Source organism: Paenibacillus sp. PSB04 (assembly GCF_025809195.1).
GTDB lineage: Bacteria > Bacillota > Bacilli > Paenibacillales > Paenibacillaceae > Paenibacillus_AQ > Paenibacillus_AQ favisporus.
Genome location: NZ_CP081301.1, coordinates 5,880,861 through 5,897,240, shown reverse-complemented (window position 1 = coordinate 5,897,240; position 16,380 = coordinate 5,880,861). Strand labels below are relative to the sequence as shown.

The following is a 16,380-nucleotide window of genomic DNA, read 5'->3' as shown; positions in this document are numbered from 1 at the left end:
GAGGGTTCACCCTTGAGCAGCCGATTGGGAAGCAAAGGACCGGAGTGGACAGGATTTCAGGAATCCCGTCCTTACGGGCCGAAGTATGATCTCCGCACGGATTTCGTTATGGTCTACGGCATATCGGATGATTTACCGGAGCGCATTCAGGGCTGGAAGCAGGCAGGATACACGATTCATCTGATGACCGGCGTATCATGGGGGGAGTACCAGGATTATTTGTATGGCCGCTTCGACGGGCGCAATCACTGGGATGAAGCCCAGGTCAACCGGGCGGGGGATCAAGTAAGCCACGGCAAGGACGTCCCGTACATGGTGCCGACCGTCTCGTTCGCCGAGTATTTGGCGACTCACATCAAGCGGGCGATCGACAGCGGCGTCGAGGCCATCCATATGGAGGAGCCGGAATTCTGGGCGGCTTCGGGTTACTCCGAAGCCTTCAAGCGGGAGTGGCGGAACTACTACGGTGAAGATTGGATTCCTCCGCACTCGTCGCCTGACGCCCAATACCGCGCTTCCAAGCTGAAAGCGTATGTGTACTACCGGGCGCTGGACCGGATCTGCAGCCAGATGAAAGAGTATGCGCTTGTTCACTACGGGCGCACGGTCCGCTTCTATGTCCCGACGCACAGCCTGATCAACTACACGCAGTGGCGGATTATCAGCCCGGAAGCGCTGCTCGTGAACATGCCGGCCTGCGACGGCTTCATCGCCCAAATCTGGACGGGAACCGCCCGGACCGCAAACGTCTATAAGGGTATCCGCAAGGAGCGCACCTTTGAAACGGCATTTCTGGAGTATGGCGTCATGCAGGAGCTGACCCGCGGCACGGGCCGCGAAATGTGGTTCCTTCACGACCCGATCGAGGACAATCCGCGCTATACGTGGAAGGATTACGCGTACAATTACCGCTCGACGGTCGTGGCCTCGCTGCTGCATCCGGGTGTTTCCCAATACGAGGTATGCCCTTGGCCTTGGCGGGTGTTCGAACTGGGGTATCCGAAAGAGGGCGGCAGCGGCAAGGAAGTTATACCGGCAGGCTATAAAACGTCCCTGCTTACCGTCATGAACGTGCTGCGTGACATTCACCGGTATGACGGGGATGTGCAGGAAGGCGAGGCGACGACCGGCGTTGGCGTTCTGCTGGCGAACTCCGCGATGTATCAGCGGGGCGACGTCGATCCGGACGAAGACGGACGCAAACAGGGGTTTAAGTACGACGGCACCTCCGGTACGGAAGAGCTGAGCGAAGCGCAGCAGGAGCTGCTGGATTGGTCCGCCTTTTACGGGATGGCGCTGCCACTTGTCAAAGCAGGCATTCCGCTGCGGCCGGTCCAGCTGGACAATATCCTGACCTTTCCCGGATATTTGGCGGATTACCGCGTGCTGCTGCTGAGCTACGAGCTGATGAAGCCGGAGCATCCCGGCATTCACCAGGTTCTCGGGCAGTGGGTCCGCGAAGGAGGCGTATTGATCTATTACGGCGACGGGAGCGATCCTTTCCACAACGTGCAGGAATGGTGGAACCGCGACGCAGGCCGCGCCTATGACCGGCCGGAAGAGCATCTGTTCGAGTCGATGGGGCTGGGGCGTAACCCGGGCGAAGGAGAGCACCGCGTCGGCGATGGGGCCGTGCTGTACTACCGGCAGCATCCTGCGGAATTGTCCCGCTCGGAGGAAGGCGCCGAGCAGGTGCGGAGCAGCGTGCGTCAGGCGCTTCAGTTCCGCGGGGAGCAGGACGCGTACCTTGAGAGCGGCCTGCTTCACATCCGGCGCGGTCCGTATGTGATCGCGCATGCGCTCGACGAGCGCGATGCCGCGGAGCCGGCGGCACAGCTCGAAGGGGCGTTCGTCGATCTCTTTGATCCGGAGCTGCCGGTGCTGAGCCGCGTGGAACTTCAGCCCGGTGATGACCGCCTTCTGTATGATCTGGACCATCCGGCGGCACAGTTGCAGGACCAGCCGGTCATTCTTGTCAGCGCATCCCGGATTCGCGAGGAGCAGTACCTCGAAGGCAAGCTGACATTCGTCTCCGAGTCCCCTTCCGAAATGACGGTCAGCACGCGTATTCGCGTTCCGGCTGAACCGTCGGCCGTGACGGCAGGGGGACAGCCGGCAGCCTGTGCCTATGATCCCGGTTCAAAAACGGTCTTGATCCGATACCCCGGCGTACCGGAAGGGATTGAGATCGCGGTGAATTGGGCGGAATAAGCTTATCAGCAAGTTTTCTGGTGAGATTGTGAAGAAAACCGGTGGAACCCCTTGGTTCCGCCGGTTTTTTGGTCCTACTGCTATTGCTGCCTCGGTCATCACCCCTGGAGTTCTGGTATCGAGGCAACCGCTTGCGTCAGCCCTTCAAAATCGATCGAAAATTTTTATCAGGGTGTTCACAGCTTGTCCCGGCTTGTCTATCGGTTTGAAGACATCCTCTAATTTGTGTTAGAATAATCATATATGAATTTTTCACAAGAGGGGGGATAGGATGGCAGCATGGATGAATAGACTTCGGATGATGTTCATTGTCGTTCTGGGTGTCATTCAGATGGCAACCTTTCCCGTTTCCCTGGAAGAAGAAGTGTTTACCTCCCCTGCAAGTTCGACGGAAACCGAGACGGTGTACAGCCGGATCGATCCTCCAAGCAAACCGCTCGTACGGAAAACGCCAACCCTCATGCAGAGACTGATCATGCTGGCGTCAGCCCTTCCTCTCTGTTTTGTGCTGCCGCTGCTGCTTGTGCTGCGTATTCCGAAACCGCGGCTACCCTTTGTTCCGTGTGTTTTTCTCCGTAAAAAATATTTACTGCTGCTTCCGATAAAATTTACCTCGAGTTATGTGGCTTAATCTCCTTCCTGAATAGACGGTTCCTTATTGGCATGCGCCGGGGCATTCTCGCACCTGGACTGTAAAAAAGCCGATAGCGGGACGGTTCGTTTCGTGTACCCAAAAATGGATGAAAGACCGCAGGATGGCTTGGCTCTGTGACAGCTGCTGTTCGCTGCGTGTGGCAATGCCGTTGTGTTGGCTGACGTGTGAAGAATTTCGTTATTGATATTTTTGTCACGATTTATCGTTGATCGTTTGTTTTTTCTGCCATGGCTGGATTTAGTTTGAAAGTAAATCGGTTAGGCATATTTCGTTGTTTTTTATAGTGGATCAGCCAGGCTTTTTGGGCTTTGATGCAGTGCTGGATTGGCTGCGGATTGCAATGGCTTTGATAGCAAATGGTATACCTTTGATACGGCAGCATTCAGTCTGAGTGTGTTTTGTTGCGGTTGCCTTGCGCTTTTTCGAAAAAACGTGGCATTCTGCCATTTGCAGCAACCCAATAATATGTGAAATGTTTCTCAAATATAAACATGTAATTACAGGAGGCTATTCTCATGGATATTCGTGAGTCTGTATTGCCCGGAATCGGGATGAAATATGTAATGGATACCGCCAGCGGCGACCGGATGGTCGTGGTCATTCATGATGACGGCCGGCGTGAACTGTACCATTTTTCGTACGAGGATTTGGACCAAAGCATCTCGATGGTGACCCTGGAAGATCCGGAGGCGCGGCAGCTGGCCGCTCTTGTCGGCGGTATGACGTACAAACCGAAGCAGCTCGAACGGGTGGAAATGGCGTTTGACGAGCTGACGATCGAGTGGTACCGGATCGAGCCGCATTATGGATGCACGGGAAAAACGATCGGTGAGCTGAACATCCGGCAAAATGCCGGAGTCTCGGTGATCGCGCTGCTGGATAAACGTAACGGCAAACAAGTGAATCCCGGCCCGGAAGCCGTGCTGAACGCGGAGGCGACGGTTGTCGCCATCGGAGAGCGGGAGCAGCAAAAGCGGTTCAAACAAATTCTGATGAACGGAAGCGGGTGAAAGGATGGAGCATTTGGTATTTGAAATTGGTTTAGCGCTAGTCCTCATTGCACTGGGGGGATTGATCTCGGCAAAGCTGCGGTTTTCGGTGATCCCGTTCTATATCCTGATCGGCATGGCGGTAGGTCCGCATGCGACGGAGCTGTGGCATTTCGATTTCCGGTTTATCGACAGCGCGCCGTTTATCGATTTTATGGGACGGATCGGCGTTTTGTTCCTGCTGTTCTACCTCGGGCTCGAATTCTCCGTCGGCCGGCTGATCAAGTCGGGTCGGTCGATCGCCGTAGGCGGTTCAATATATATCGGCATTAATTTTACGCTTGGGCTGATGCTCGGATTTTTCAGCGGGTTTCCGCTCGCCGAGACGCTGATTATCGCGGGAATTACGACGATTTCGTCCAGCGCGATCGTAGCGAAGGTGCTGGTGGACCTGAAACGGACCGCCAATGCAGAAACCGAAATGATTCTCGGCATCATCATGTTCGAGGACGTCTTCCTCGCTGTGTATATCTCGATACTGTCCGGGTTTGTGCTCAGCGACTCCAGCTCGATCGGCGGCGTGCTGCTGTCGGCACTTGTGTCACTCGGGTTTATGCTCGCCGTCATCATTCTCGGACGTAAAGCGGTGCCTTATCTGAACAAATGGCTGCGGATCCGTTCCAACGAGCTGTTTGCCCTGGTTATTTTCGGCGCGCTGTTTCTGGTCGCCGGCTTTTCCGAAACGATCCACGTGGCCGAGGCGATCGGGGCGCTGCTGGTCGGACTGGTGCTGGCCGAAACGGAACACGCCAAGCGGATCGAGCATTTGATCATGCCGTTCCGGGATTTTTTCGGGGCGATCTTTTTCTTCAGCTTCGGCCTGTCCATTGATCCGATGTCCTTGGGCGGAAGTGCCATATGGCTTGCGCTGGCAGCGGTCATTGTGACGCTGATCGGGAACTTTAGTGCAGGCATGCTGGCCGGGCGAACGGCTTCGCTGTCTCCCAAAGCATCGGCCAACATCGGGCTGACGATCGTTTCGCGGGGCGAATTTTCGATCATTATGGCCAACCTGGGCAAAGACGGCGGCCTGATGGAAATCCTCCAGCCGTTCTCGGCGATCTACGTGCTGATCCTGGCCATCCTGGGTCCGCTGCTGACGAAGCAGTCGAAATCGATTTTTACCTTCTTGAACCGCTGGATCAAATTTAAGGACCGAAAACCGGGGATTCAGAAGGAAGAGGCGCTGTAAAAAGCCGAAAGAATGCTGCAAGGCTAGTTCCGTTGTTCGCAATGGTGAAGTGGCTGGATAAGACTAACGAATGTTTGGGTAAATGCGATCCCATCCAATGGACTTCCATTTCAGTTTAGGGAGGGAAGGTTATGCATGATCCGATCAAGCAGGCCGTATGGTCATGAGAAAAACATTTGGAGCTACCGGCAGAAACAGCAAGCATGCCATTCTCAAATCGGTGATCGGCGGCATCGCCGCTTCAATCGGCGTTGAGCTGTTTCTGCATCCGCACGAGCTGATCGCAGGCGGCGTCACCGGGATTTCCGGCCTGGTGTCGTTTCACACCGATAATCATTTCGGGATGCTGCTGGTGCTGTTTAATTTGCCTCTGCTGTTCTTTTATTCACTTCTGGGCCGAAAAAAAATATTGCTCCAGGTGCTCCCGGGGCTGCTTGCATTTGCCGGGTCGGCGTTCCTGCTGGCGCCGCTTCCAGCCGTCAGCGGTGAGCCGGTCATTGCCGCGCTGGCAGGCGGCCTGTGCCTTGGCTTCGGCGGCGGGCTGGCCGTCAAATCAGGCGGCCTGCTGGACGCGCTTGGCCTCGAAAAAACCGACCGCATCCGATCAGCCGGGATTCAGGCGGGCACCCGCCCGGCCATCTCCGTGGAACGGCTGCTATTGCTCTGCCACGCCCTGGTGCTGGTCACCGCCGGCGCGGCTTTGGGGTGGGAGCGGACGCTGTACTCCGCGTTCGCCTGCCTGGCGGCATATGAAACCGCCGGGATCGTCATATTCGGGTTTCGCCGATTGGCCGGCGTGACGACGACGAATCCCCGGCAGGTGGAAGCCGAAATGAAAAGCCGGCTGCGGCTTGAAGGACTCGCGTGGAATGATGCCGGGATCGGCCATGACCGTGCTCGTGAGATTGATCGTGACAGCGATTACGCGCGGGTTTCTGCTCAGACTCGATTGATGTACAGTGTGCATCTGCTGGATGTGCCGCGCTTCAAGGCGGTAGTTCGCAAAGCCGATCCGCAGGCGGAGATCGTATGGGTGGAGCGGTCCGGAATGAAGCAGGAATAAGACAGGAACGAAGCAGGGATAAGGCAGGAACGAAGCGGGCATGAAGCAGGCATGAAGCAGGCATGAAGCAGGCATGAAGCAGGCATGAAGCAGGCATGAAGCACGAATGAAGCAGAAATAAAGCAGAAATAAAGCAGGAATGAAGCAAAAATACAGCAGTGATGAGGCAGGATGTGTCTCGAAGTATCTGAAATTTACTCTTGTTTTGCAGCACATAGCATTACAAGCTAAATAGGAGCGTAAGTGCAGTTCATTTCCGGTGAAACGGCCGCAAGCCAGTAAATCGGAAATGAACTGCACTTTTTCCGTTGTTCGCCAAAGCAGATTTTTTGACTGCAAATAATTGCTCTTTGCTGTTTTTTGCATCTATTGATGACCGGGCGGAAGTAGCGGTCACAAAATAGCTGTTACTTTTACGTTCTATACGGCACTGAGGACACCAAGCAGACTGTGCTTATTTTTCCGCACCGCGCCTGCATTTTATGCCATCTTCAAAAATTATCCAATCAAAAATTTTTGAAAGCGCTATTGTCAAAAGAAAAGTGATGTGTTATTTTATGTGTGTAACCGGTTCCACATTTCGAGGTGATCATAACAGATGGTAACGATAAAAGATGTAGCACGCCATGCAGGGGTTTCGGTCGCGACCGTATCCCGGTGCATTAATGAAACAGGATACGTACACGCTGATACCCGCAAGAAAGTGGAAGACGCGGTTCGAGCGTTGAATTATGCGCCAAACGAGGTTGCAAGATCATTATACAAACGCAAGTCGAGGCTGATCGGACTTTTGCTGCCTGACATTACGAACCCCTATTTCCCGCAATTGGCGCGGGGTGTGGAGGACGGCATGCAGGCTAATGAATTCCGCATCATTTTCGGCAATAGTGACGAGAACGAGCAGAAGGAACAGGAATACATCCAGACCTTCATTCAAAATAATGTGGTCGGCGTCATCTCTTCAACCAACCGTCCGGATTCGGATATATACGCCAAGCTGAACATCCCGGTCGTGTTTCTGGACCGTACGTCCAGCGACAGCCCGTCGGTTTACTCGGACGGACGCAAGGGCGGACGGCTGGCCGCCCAGGAAATGATCGCCCGCGGCAGCAAGCGGATCACGGTCCTGCGCGGACCTGTACATATCCGTCCCGCCCAGGACCGGTTCCAAGGCGCCGTGGAGGTACTTGAGGAAGCGGGGATCGACTACAACATCATTCAGACTTCGTCCTTTTCCTTTGCGGAAGCGGAAAGCTGGGCCAAAGAGCTGTTCGCCAAGCATCTCGACACCGACGGGGTCATCGCCAGCAACGATATCGTGGCGACTGCCGTTTTGCATGAGGCTCAGCGCCTCGGCAAGCGTGTGCCGGAAGATGTGCAGGTGATCGGCTTTGACGATATCCCGCTCAGCAGCCTGCTTTCCCCGTCGCTGTCAACGATCCGGCAGCCGGCCTACGATATGGGCAAGGAAGCGGCGCTGCTGCTGATCCGCCTGATCGAGCAGGGAAAAGTGGACAATCGAAATATACAACTGCCCGTATCTTTTGTAGAGCGGGATACGACCAGAAAGGTGGATTAAGATGGCTAACATTTGCGTAATCGGAAGCAGCTCGATGGACCTGGTAGTGACATCGTCCAAACGTCCGGGAGCGGGGGAGACCGTTCTCGGCGAGAGCTTTAAAACCGTGCCTGGAGGCAAGGGAGCCAACCAGGCGGTGGCAGCCGCCCGACTCGGGGCGAGCGTCAGCATGATCGGCCGGGTGGGAGACGACCACTTTGGCGAAGCCATTTTGAACAATTTCCGAGCTAATCATGTTTCTGTAGATTATGTGGAACCGGTTACAGATATGGAAAGCGGAACGGCTCACATCGTGCTTGCCGAAGGGGACAACAGTATCGTTGTTGTTAAAGCAGCTAATGATGAGGTCACGCCGGCCTATATCGACCAGGCTGTACAAGCGATCACCGCCGCCGATATGGTGCTGATCCAGCAGGAAATTCCTGAAGAAACGGTGGAGCACGTAAGCCGGATCTGTGCCGAGCACGGCGTTCCGCTGCTGCTGAATCCGGCGCCGGCGCGTCCAATCAAGGACGAAGTGATCGAAAACGCGGCGTACATCACGCCGAATCAGCACGAAGCTGCGATCATGTTCGGCGAAGGCCGGGTATCCGAAGCGCTGCGCCGGTATCCGAACAAGCTGTTCATTACCGAAGGCAGCAGCGGTGTACGTTATTTTGACGGACAGGAAGAGGTTGTGATTCCTTCCTACAAAGTCGAAGCCGTCGATACGACCGGCGCCGGTGACACCTTTAACGCGGCCTTTGCCGTGGCGCTGGCTGAAGGCAAGCCGATTGCGGACAGTGTCCGGTTCGCCAACCGTGCCGCTTCGCTGTCGGTCATGAAGTTTGGCGCGCAGGGCGGCATGCCGACACGTCAAGAAGTGGAGGAGAACCTGTAATGAAAAAACATGGGATGCTGAACAGTCACATTGCCAAAGTCCTCGCCGACCTCGGCCATACCGACACGATCGTCGTGGCCGATGTGGGCCTTCCCATCCCCGAAGGGGTCACCAAAATCGACCTCGCCCTGAGGCTTGGGAATCCGAGCTTTGAGGAGGTCGTGAGTTCCATCGCGGAGGACATGGAAATCGAAAAGGTCATCGTCGCCGCGGAAATGAAAACGGATAACCCAGAAGCGCAAGCTTACATTGACAATACATTTGCGGATTGCCCGATTGAGGACGTGCCTCACGAACAGTTTAAAGCTTTGACCCGCACAGCCAAGGCGGTCATCCGGACCGGAGAAGCCAAGCCGTTCGCCAACTGCATTCTGCAATCCGGCGTCCATTTTGGATAAAGAGGAGGAACCCTTATGCACATACAAATGCAAGGCATTTATAAATCCTTTGGCACCAACCACGTGCTGAGCGGTGTGGATTTTGAGCTTCGGGAAGGCGAAGTTCACGCCTTGATGGGGGAGAACGGCGCCGGCAAGTCCACCCTGATGAACATTCTCATCGGTCTGCATCAGCGGGATGAGGGCGTCATCCGGATCGACGGCAAGGAGACGTATTTTCCAAACCCGAAGGAAGCGGAAAAAGCGGGCATCGCTTTTATCCACCAGGAATTGAACATTTGGCCTGACATGACCGTCCTTGAAAACCTGTTTATCGGCAAGGAAATGACCACGAAGTGGGGACTGCTCAGCACCAAACAAATGAAAACGCTGGCAAAGGCCCAATTCGACAAGCTGTCGGTAGACATCCCCTTCCAGCGTGAAGCCGGGGAGTGCTCGGTAGGCCAGCAGCAGATGATCGAGATCGCCAAGGCGCTCATGACCGACGCCAAAGTCATCGTCATGGACGAGCCGACGGCCGCGCTGACCGAGCGGGAGATCCGCAAGCTGTTCGACGTCATTGCCGCCTTGAAAAAGGAAGGCGTTTCCATCGTCTATATTTCGCACCGGATGGAAGAAATATTTGAAATCTGCGACCGGATCACCGTCATGCGCGACGGTAAAACGGTGGATACGAAGGACATACCGCATACCAACTTTGACGAAGTCGTGAAAAAAATGGTCGGCCGCGAGCTGACCGAGCGTTACCCGCACCGGAACCCGTCGCCCGGCGATGTGGTGCTCGAAGTGAAGAACGCCACCCGCAAGGGATTGTTTGAGAACGTCAGCTTTCAAGTGCGTTCCGGCGAGATCGTCGGCTTCTCCGGCCTGATGGGTTCGGGGCGAACCGAGATCATGCGCGCCCTGTTCGGGCTCGATCACTTGGACAGCGGCGAAATATGGATTAAGGGCAAAAAAGCCCATATCCGCAAGCCTGACGATGCGGTCAAACGCGGCATCGGCTTTATTACCGAGGACCGGAAGGATGAAGGGCTGCTGCTCGATTTTTCGATCCGGGAAAATATGGTGCTGCCAAGCTTGTCCGGCTTTACGTCCAAAGGCTTTATCAACGGGAAACGGGAAAAAGACTTCGTCGACCTGCTGGTCAAACGGCTGCAGATCAAAACGCAGTCTGCTGAAACCGCGGCAGGCGACCTGTCCGGCGGTAACCAGCAAAAGGTGGTCATCGCCAAATGGGTTGGCATCGGTCCGAAAGTGCTTATCCTAGACGAGCCGACACGCGGGGTCGACGTCGGGGCGAAGCGGGAAATTTACCAACTGATGAACGAATTAACCGAACGCGGCGTTGCAATTATTATGGTTTCCTCCGAGCTGCCCGAGGTGCTGGGCATGAGCGACCGGATCCTGGTCGTCCATGAAGGCGAAATCAGCGGGGAACTGAGCAGCGAAGAAGCCACGCAGGAAAAAATAATGACGTTAGCAACAGGGGGACAGTAACATGACAACCATTCAAGACGCTAAAAAGCCAAAAGGCTTCCAACTATCGCAAGTGACGCAAAAGCTGGGCCCGCTGCTGGGGCTGATCATCCTGATCATTATCGTATCGGTGCTGAATCCGAGCTTTTTGGAACCGCTTAACATTTTGAACCTGCTCCGCCAGGTGTCGATCAACGCGCTTATCGCGTTTGGTATGACCTTCGTCATCTTGACAGGCGGCATCGATTTGTCCGTCGGTTCGATTCTCGCATTGTCCAGTGCGTTTGTCGCCAATATGCTGGTGTCGGGCTTTGATCCGATCCTGGCGATCATCATCGGCTGTCTTCTCGGCGGCGTGATGGGTATGGTGAACGGCCTGCTCATTACAAAAGGTAAAATGGCGCCGTTTATTGCTACATTGGCGACCATGACGGTATTCAGAGGCTTGACGATGGTGTACACGGACGGTAACCCGATTACAGGACTTGGCGACAGCCGGCTGTTCCAGTTGTTCGGGCGCGGATACGAGCTCGGTATCCCGGTACCGGCGATCACCATGATCATTACGTTTGTCATTCTGTGGGTCATTCTTAATAAAACGCCATTTGGCCGTAAAACCTATGCCATCGGCGGTAACGAAAAAGCATCGATCGTATCCGGTATCAAGGTACCGCGTGTAAAAATCATGATCTATTCCCTGGCAGGACTGCTGTCGGCTCTGGCCGGCGCCATCCTGACCTCCCGCCTGAACTCGGCGCAGCCGACGGCAGGCACATCCTATGAGCTTGACGCCATCGCGGCGGTCGTCCTTGGCGGCACGAGCTTGTCCGGCGGACGCGGACGCATCGTCGGCACCCTGATCGGCGCGCTTATCATCGGTACACTGAACAACGGTCTGAATTTGCTCGGCGTTTCTTCCTTTTACCAAATGGTCGTCAAAGGGATCGTCATTCTGATCGCCGTCCTGATCGACCGGAAGAAATCCGCATAAGAAGGAGTAGATCATCATGAAAAAATTAACGCTAATCGCAGCTGCACTCTTGTTGATTCTGACCACAGGCTGTTCGCTGGAACCGCCGGAATGGGCCAAACCCAAAACGGGCGGCGATATTAAGGAAATGAAAATCGGCTTGTCCGTCTCCACGCTCAACAATCCGTTCTTCGTCTCGCTGAAGGACGGCGTGGTGGCCGAAGCCAAGAAGCAGGGCATGGAAACGATCGTCGTCGACGCCCAGAACGACTCGGCCAAGCAGAGCAATGACGTGGACGACCTGATCCAAAAAGGGGTCAACGTGCTCCTGATCAACCCGACGGATTCCGCCGCGATTTCCACGGTCGTGCAGAACGCCAACGATTTGGGGATTCCGGTCATTACGCTGGACCGTTCTTCAGACAAAGGAGACGTCAAAGCGCTGGTTGCATCGGATAACGTCAAGGGTGGCAAAATGGCGGCCGAATACATCGTGAAGATGCTTGGCAAAGGTGCCAAAGTCATCGAGCTGGAAGGCGTGCCGGGGGCATCCGCAACCCGCGAACGCGGCAAAGGCTTCCACGAAGTGGCCGACACCGAATTGAACGTCATTGCCAAGCAGGCGGCCGATTTTGACCGGACCAAAGGTCTGAACGTCATGGAAAACCTGCTGCAGGGCAACCCGGACGTGCAAGCCGTCTTTGCCCACAACGACGAGATGGCGCTCGGCGCGATCGAAGCGATCCAAAGCTCCGGCAAAAATATCCCGGTCATCGGGTTCGACGGCAACGAAGACGCGCTGAACTCGATCAAAGCCGGCAAGCTGACCGCCACCGTGGCACAGCAGCCTGAGCTGATCGGCCAGATGGCCGTGCAGGCGGCGAAGGACGTGCTGCAGGGCAAAACGGTCGACAAGTCGATCCCGGCGCCGCTGAAGCTGGTGACGAAGGATCAGCAGTAAGATCGCAGCGAAGAGGTAACGAATTAACAGGTCAGCAAAGAGATGGATTTTTATATTATAATGATAGAAGGAACAATATTTGAGAACGGTGACGCCCCTCAGTCTATCTTACGCCAATGCTGCGTAGGAAGGACGGGGGCTTTTTTTATGCTTAACGATTGCTGGAGAGATGGGCTGACAAGGTGGATAATACATCGCTTAGCCCGCCGACATATACCAACATGGCACAGAGTGCACCCCGCGAACCGGAACGGAGATATCAGCGTATCTGCACCATTTGGTATAATGACTCTCCCTGCGGTTTGGGTTGTCCCTGGGCTAACGCTGAGGTAACACGGCAAAAGCACACCAATGCGGGCGATGTCACATATTCTATCAGGAATACATCCTCCAAATGAGGTGCATACAGTGAAGCAGCTGGAGAAGTTATTGAAAAAAACGGCCGTCAGCCGTCCGAGCAAAACAACAAGTCGTCAGATCGTCGTGTTCAAAACGCAGCAGGATTACCGGCAGTGCCTTGATATACTCAACGCAAATGGAATCAAACCGGTGAAGGCCGTGGACAGCCACCGGCTGATCTGCTGCCATTTTCACCGCTCCACGGATATGGACAAAATAAAACAGCATCCCTGCGTCGCCTATGTCCAGCGGGACGCGAAAGTGAAGGCGCACGCGATCAAGCCAGCGGCCGCCGCCAAACGCGGCGGTGTGAACAAGGCCACCAAGAAAAGCGCATTGGTGGACACGGCCAAAATTCCCTGGAATGTCAGCAGGGTGAAGTCGCCCGAGCTGTGGAACCGGACGATGGGTCGAGGAGTAAAGGTGGCCATCATCGACACGGGCATCGCCAAACATCCGGATCTGTGTATCGCGGGCGGTGTAAATACGATTACCGGTGGATCGTTTCAGGATGATAACGGCCACGGCACGCATGTGGCCGGCATCGCGGCAGCCACCGGACGGCAAAAAATTTTCGGCAATGCGCCCAAAGTCAAGCTGTTCGCCGTGAAGGTGCTGGACCAAAACGGAAACGGCTTTGTTTCCGACATTGTGGAAGGGATCGACTGGTGCCTCAAACGGGGAATCAAAGTGATGAACATGAGCTTCGGGCTGACCGGATCCGGCAATAACAAGGCGCTGCAGGACGCCATTAAACGGGCAGCCAAGCAGGGGGCCGTCATTTCGGCGTCCGCGGGAAACGAGAAGACGATGTTCAGCCCGCTGATCGACGCCCCGGCCCGTTATCCCGAGACCATCGCCGTTGCTGCGACGGATCGAGCGAACCGGGTTGCCGATTTTTCGAGCCGGGGGAACGGCATTTCTGTCGCGGCGCCGGGCGTCAATATTTTATCAACATTGCCCGGAGGCACGTACGGCAAGATGTCGGGAACTTCGATGTCGGCTCCTCATGTGACGGGGGGAGCCGCATTGCTGAGGGCGCTGTTCCCAAGGATGAGGCCGGCCGAAATTAAACGACGTTTCGAAGCCAGTGCGCTTCAGATTCCGGGAGGCAAGCAGGCGGTAGGCGCCGGACTGCTGCAGGTCGCACCCGCGGCGGTTATACCCGCGGCAATTGCTTCAGGGAGCCGGGTCCCAAGCAAGACGCGACGCTTGAAGAAGGCAAAGTCTGCGTCCCGGCCGGTGCTGTTAATCCCTTCCGGACGGAGCAAACGGTGAGAAGGAGCAGGCGAGATGCCTGCTCCTTTTTTCATGGATAGCCGGGGGTTGGAAGAATGGTTCATCCACCATTGGAGCGCCGCAGCGGCACTGTGGACCGAAGGGTAGTCACAGAATGGATAGGCTCTCGGGTTTATTTATGGCTAAGCCTGTGGATGGCTGGGGCGGACTATGTGCTTTTTGGATCATGGGTAGAAGGCAGACTTTATTTGAAAAATATGGTATATAGTAAGGGATGGAGCTGTGAAAGGAGCAGTGGAATGGAAACTAGTAAATACCGGATCCTCTATGCCTGTTCCATGACCGCGGGGCTGATCCTTCTTCTCTCGGGACTGGCACTTTGGATACCCAGAACGACGAGATCGGATACGCCCGATGCGTATTATATTGTATGGTACTGCCTGAAATTCCTCCTTCCCACCGCAGGCTTACTGCTGATGGTTATCGGATCCTTCGTTTATTCCACTTACAAGGACTTATACCGGGAGATCCGGGAACTAAAAGACCATGTCCGATCGCTGGAGAAAAAAATATCCGGTTAATATGGAGCGGCGGGCAGAAGGTTTACGAGAAAATCCCTTTATCCAGCCCCTGACTCAAAAACAAGGAGGAGTGCATTTTGCGATTGATATGGACAACGTTCCTGTTTGTCTTCCTGCTGTCCGGCTGCAGCGAAGTTAAGAAAGAAACAGCAGGGGGATACGAAGATTGGCAGCAGAGCCCCTCGTTTACGATTACCAAATCCGGACCTGATGGGAATCCGGTGCCGTACGGGCTCAAGGGAAGCAAAGACAGATTTGCCATCGTAGACGGCTTAGTACAGGCGAATTCGAGCAACAAGCAGCTCCTCCACTTTTGGGGTGACACGCCGGAAGAAACCGGGCGGCTGCTGGATAAAGAAGTGAAAGTCATCGGAACAAGCCGGGAGACGGGAGAGCAGGTGACGGCTTTTGAAGGGAAGACGCAAATCCAGAATGACGATCCTGTGAAGGAGCCGCGGGAGTACGTCGAATCTGTTGGCTATCTGAATCTGCCGGCCAAAGGATTATGGAAGCTGGACGCCTACATCGACGGGAAAGCAAGTGGAAGCATCGTTATCGAGGTACATGACAAGCCTGGGCAGCAGTGACCCGTGGTTCCACACCTCTTCAACAAACCAAGATATAATCTTTCGTTCTACTTGAAAGGCAGCGGTATAAAACAGGTATATTTTAATTTTCCATTGTGCTCCCGCGCGCTATATGAGTAAATGAAATAGCCGTTTAGGCATGAATGACAAAGACAGATTCCGATACGAAAGAGGAGATTGCTCATTAAAACGTTATTCCAATATAATTGGCAGGTTCGTGAAGATTGGTTCCGCTGGTGTGAGAGCGTGCCGGAGGAGGAGCTGCTTCGCACCCGCACAGGCGGAGTAGGCGGAATTCTGCACACCCTGTTTCATATCGTCGATGTGGAATGGAGCTGGGTTCGCTACCTGCAGGGGAAGCCTGATTTTCAGGAGAGCTTTGACGGATACCGCAGCCTGGAAAAGGTGTTGAAACTGCAGGAAGCGTTCAAGCCGGAAGTGGAGGAATTTGTTTATTCCTGGAATGACGATTGGGAATATAAAGTATTCCGCGATGTCCATCCGGACGGCCACCCCGTTGAGGACAAATGGGGCGAAGTGATCCGGCATATGATCGCTCACGAGATTCACCATGTGGGGCAGCTGTCCGTCTGGTCCAGGGAACTCGGGATCAAGCCCGTCTCCGCCAATTTGATCGGCCGGGGCTTGATGAATCATCAAGCATAATTGACGTTTGCTACCTAATATTGATCCCTCGCCGTTATCCGTTATAATTATATGGGAACGTATATTCGGATGGAGGGCTCATGATGGGAAACTTTTTGGTGCTATTAGGGAACAAACAAACCGGGAGTCTCCGCGAGGATTTATTAGAGCAGCATGTCCAACACCTGGAGGCGATGAGCCGGTTAGGCTGTCTGCGGTTATGCGGACCTTTTACAGACGGGGCCGGTGCGGTGATGGTCTTCAGCGGACGCAGTGCCGAAGAGGTTGAGGACTGGGTCATACAGGATCCTTTTATTAAGGAGCGTTACTATGGCTCTTACGACATTAAGGAGTTTACGGAAGCGAATGAGTCAAACCGCTGGCTGATGGGAGAGCCAGAGGCGTGACACGCAAGTTTGAGAGCGTGCGGGCAAACCGTGTTTCTATCCGCGTAGGACGGTAGAATTCACGGTTTTTTCGTGTTGCAGGGAATTT

General features: G+C 54.7%; 16 protein-coding genes. All 16 read left to right on the top strand.

Annotated elements, in window-relative coordinates; genetic code table 11:
- Nucleotides 1-12: 12 nt before the first annotated feature.
- The 16 genes from K2F33_RS27095 to K2F33_RS27020 all read left to right on the top strand — a co-directional run bounded on the left by K2F33_RS27095 (nt 13) and on the right by K2F33_RS27020 (nt 16,292).
- A complete protein-coding gene (locus tag K2F33_RS27095; RefSeq protein ID WP_263879973.1) occupies nt 13-2,211 on the top strand; it encodes a hypothetical protein in 2,199 nt (732 codons plus the stop codon).
- A 283-nt stretch (nt 2,212-2,494) separates the two neighbouring features.
- Complete coding sequence (locus K2F33_RS27090; RefSeq protein ID WP_143811838.1) at nt 2,495-2,842, top strand: hypothetical protein; 348 nt, start codon at nt 2,495-2,497, stop codon at nt 2,840-2,842.
- A 539-nt stretch (nt 2,843-3,381) separates the two neighbouring features.
- Entirely contained in the window at nt 3,382-3,876 is a 495-nt protein-coding gene (locus K2F33_RS27085; RefSeq protein ID WP_076167379.1) for a cation:proton antiporter regulatory subunit, read from the top strand.
- A gap of 4 nt (nt 3,877-3,880) precedes the next feature.
- Nucleotides 3,881-5,107: a cation:proton antiporter gene (locus K2F33_RS27080; protein WP_263879968.1), complete on the top strand. Its 1,227-nt coding sequence runs from the start codon at nt 3,881-3,883 to the stop codon at nt 5,105-5,107.
- Between the two features lie 163 nt (nt 5,108-5,270).
- Complete coding sequence (locus K2F33_RS27075; protein WP_263879965.1) at nt 5,271-6,170, top strand: YitT family protein; 900 nt, start codon at nt 5,271-5,273, stop codon at nt 6,168-6,170.
- A gap of 598 nt (nt 6,171-6,768) precedes the next feature.
- Nucleotides 6,769-7,749 (top strand): LacI family DNA-binding transcriptional regulator, encoded by a 981-nt coding sequence (locus K2F33_RS27070; RefSeq protein WP_116230997.1) that lies wholly within the window; start codon nt 6,769-6,771, stop codon nt 7,747-7,749.
- Nucleotide 7,750: 1 nt separating this feature from the next.
- The gene (gene rbsK, locus K2F33_RS27065; RefSeq protein WP_145134485.1) at nt 7,751-8,629 is read left to right on the top strand and encodes a ribokinase; all 879 of its coding nucleotides are present in this window, start codon (nt 7,751-7,753) and stop codon (nt 8,627-8,629) included.
- The gene (gene rbsD / locus K2F33_RS27060; protein ID WP_263879958.1) at nt 8,629-9,027 is read left to right on the top strand and encodes a D-ribose pyranase; all 399 of its coding nucleotides are present in this window, start codon (nt 8,629-8,631) and stop codon (nt 9,025-9,027) included. Before rbsK ends, rbsD begins: the two co-directional genes overlap by 1 nt.
- 15 nt (nt 9,028-9,042) lie before the next feature.
- Nucleotides 9,043-10,524, top strand: coding sequence for a sugar ABC transporter ATP-binding protein (locus tag K2F33_RS27055; RefSeq protein WP_145134483.1), 1,482 nt, complete (start codon nt 9,043-9,045; stop codon nt 10,522-10,524).
- Nucleotide 10,525: 1 nt separating this feature from the next.
- Complete coding sequence (gene rbsC, locus K2F33_RS27050) at nt 10,526-11,494, top strand: ribose ABC transporter permease RbsC (protein ID WP_076167363.1); 969 nt, start codon at nt 10,526-10,528, stop codon at nt 11,492-11,494.
- A gap of 16 nt (nt 11,495-11,510) precedes the next feature.
- Nucleotides 11,511-12,434: a ribose ABC transporter substrate-binding protein RbsB gene (gene rbsB, locus K2F33_RS27045; RefSeq protein WP_089546759.1), complete on the top strand. Its 924-nt coding sequence runs from the start codon at nt 11,511-11,513 to the stop codon at nt 12,432-12,434.
- A 408-nt stretch (nt 12,435-12,842) separates the two neighbouring features.
- Complete coding sequence (locus K2F33_RS27040) at nt 12,843-14,111, top strand: S8 family peptidase (protein WP_212968891.1); 1,269 nt, start codon at nt 12,843-12,845, stop codon at nt 14,109-14,111.
- 260 nt (nt 14,112-14,371) lie between these two features.
- The gene (locus K2F33_RS27035) at nt 14,372-14,653 is read left to right on the top strand and encodes a hypothetical protein (RefSeq protein ID WP_263879949.1); all 282 of its coding nucleotides are present in this window, start codon (nt 14,372-14,374) and stop codon (nt 14,651-14,653) included.
- Nucleotides 14,654-14,730: 77 nt separating this feature from the next.
- On the top strand, nt 14,731-15,240 hold the full coding sequence (locus tag K2F33_RS27030) for a DUF4871 domain-containing protein (protein WP_263879946.1): 510 nt from the start codon (nt 14,731-14,733) through the stop codon (nt 15,238-15,240).
- 183 nt (nt 15,241-15,423) lie between these two features.
- Nucleotides 15,424-15,906, top strand: coding sequence for a DinB family protein (locus K2F33_RS27025; RefSeq protein ID WP_263882458.1), 483 nt, complete (start codon nt 15,424-15,426; stop codon nt 15,904-15,906).
- An 80-nt stretch (nt 15,907-15,986) separates the two neighbouring features.
- The gene (locus K2F33_RS27020; RefSeq protein ID WP_263879943.1) at nt 15,987-16,292 is read left to right on the top strand and encodes a YciI family protein; all 306 of its coding nucleotides are present in this window, start codon (nt 15,987-15,989) and stop codon (nt 16,290-16,292) included.
- Nucleotides 16,293-16,380: the final 88 nt, after the last annotated feature.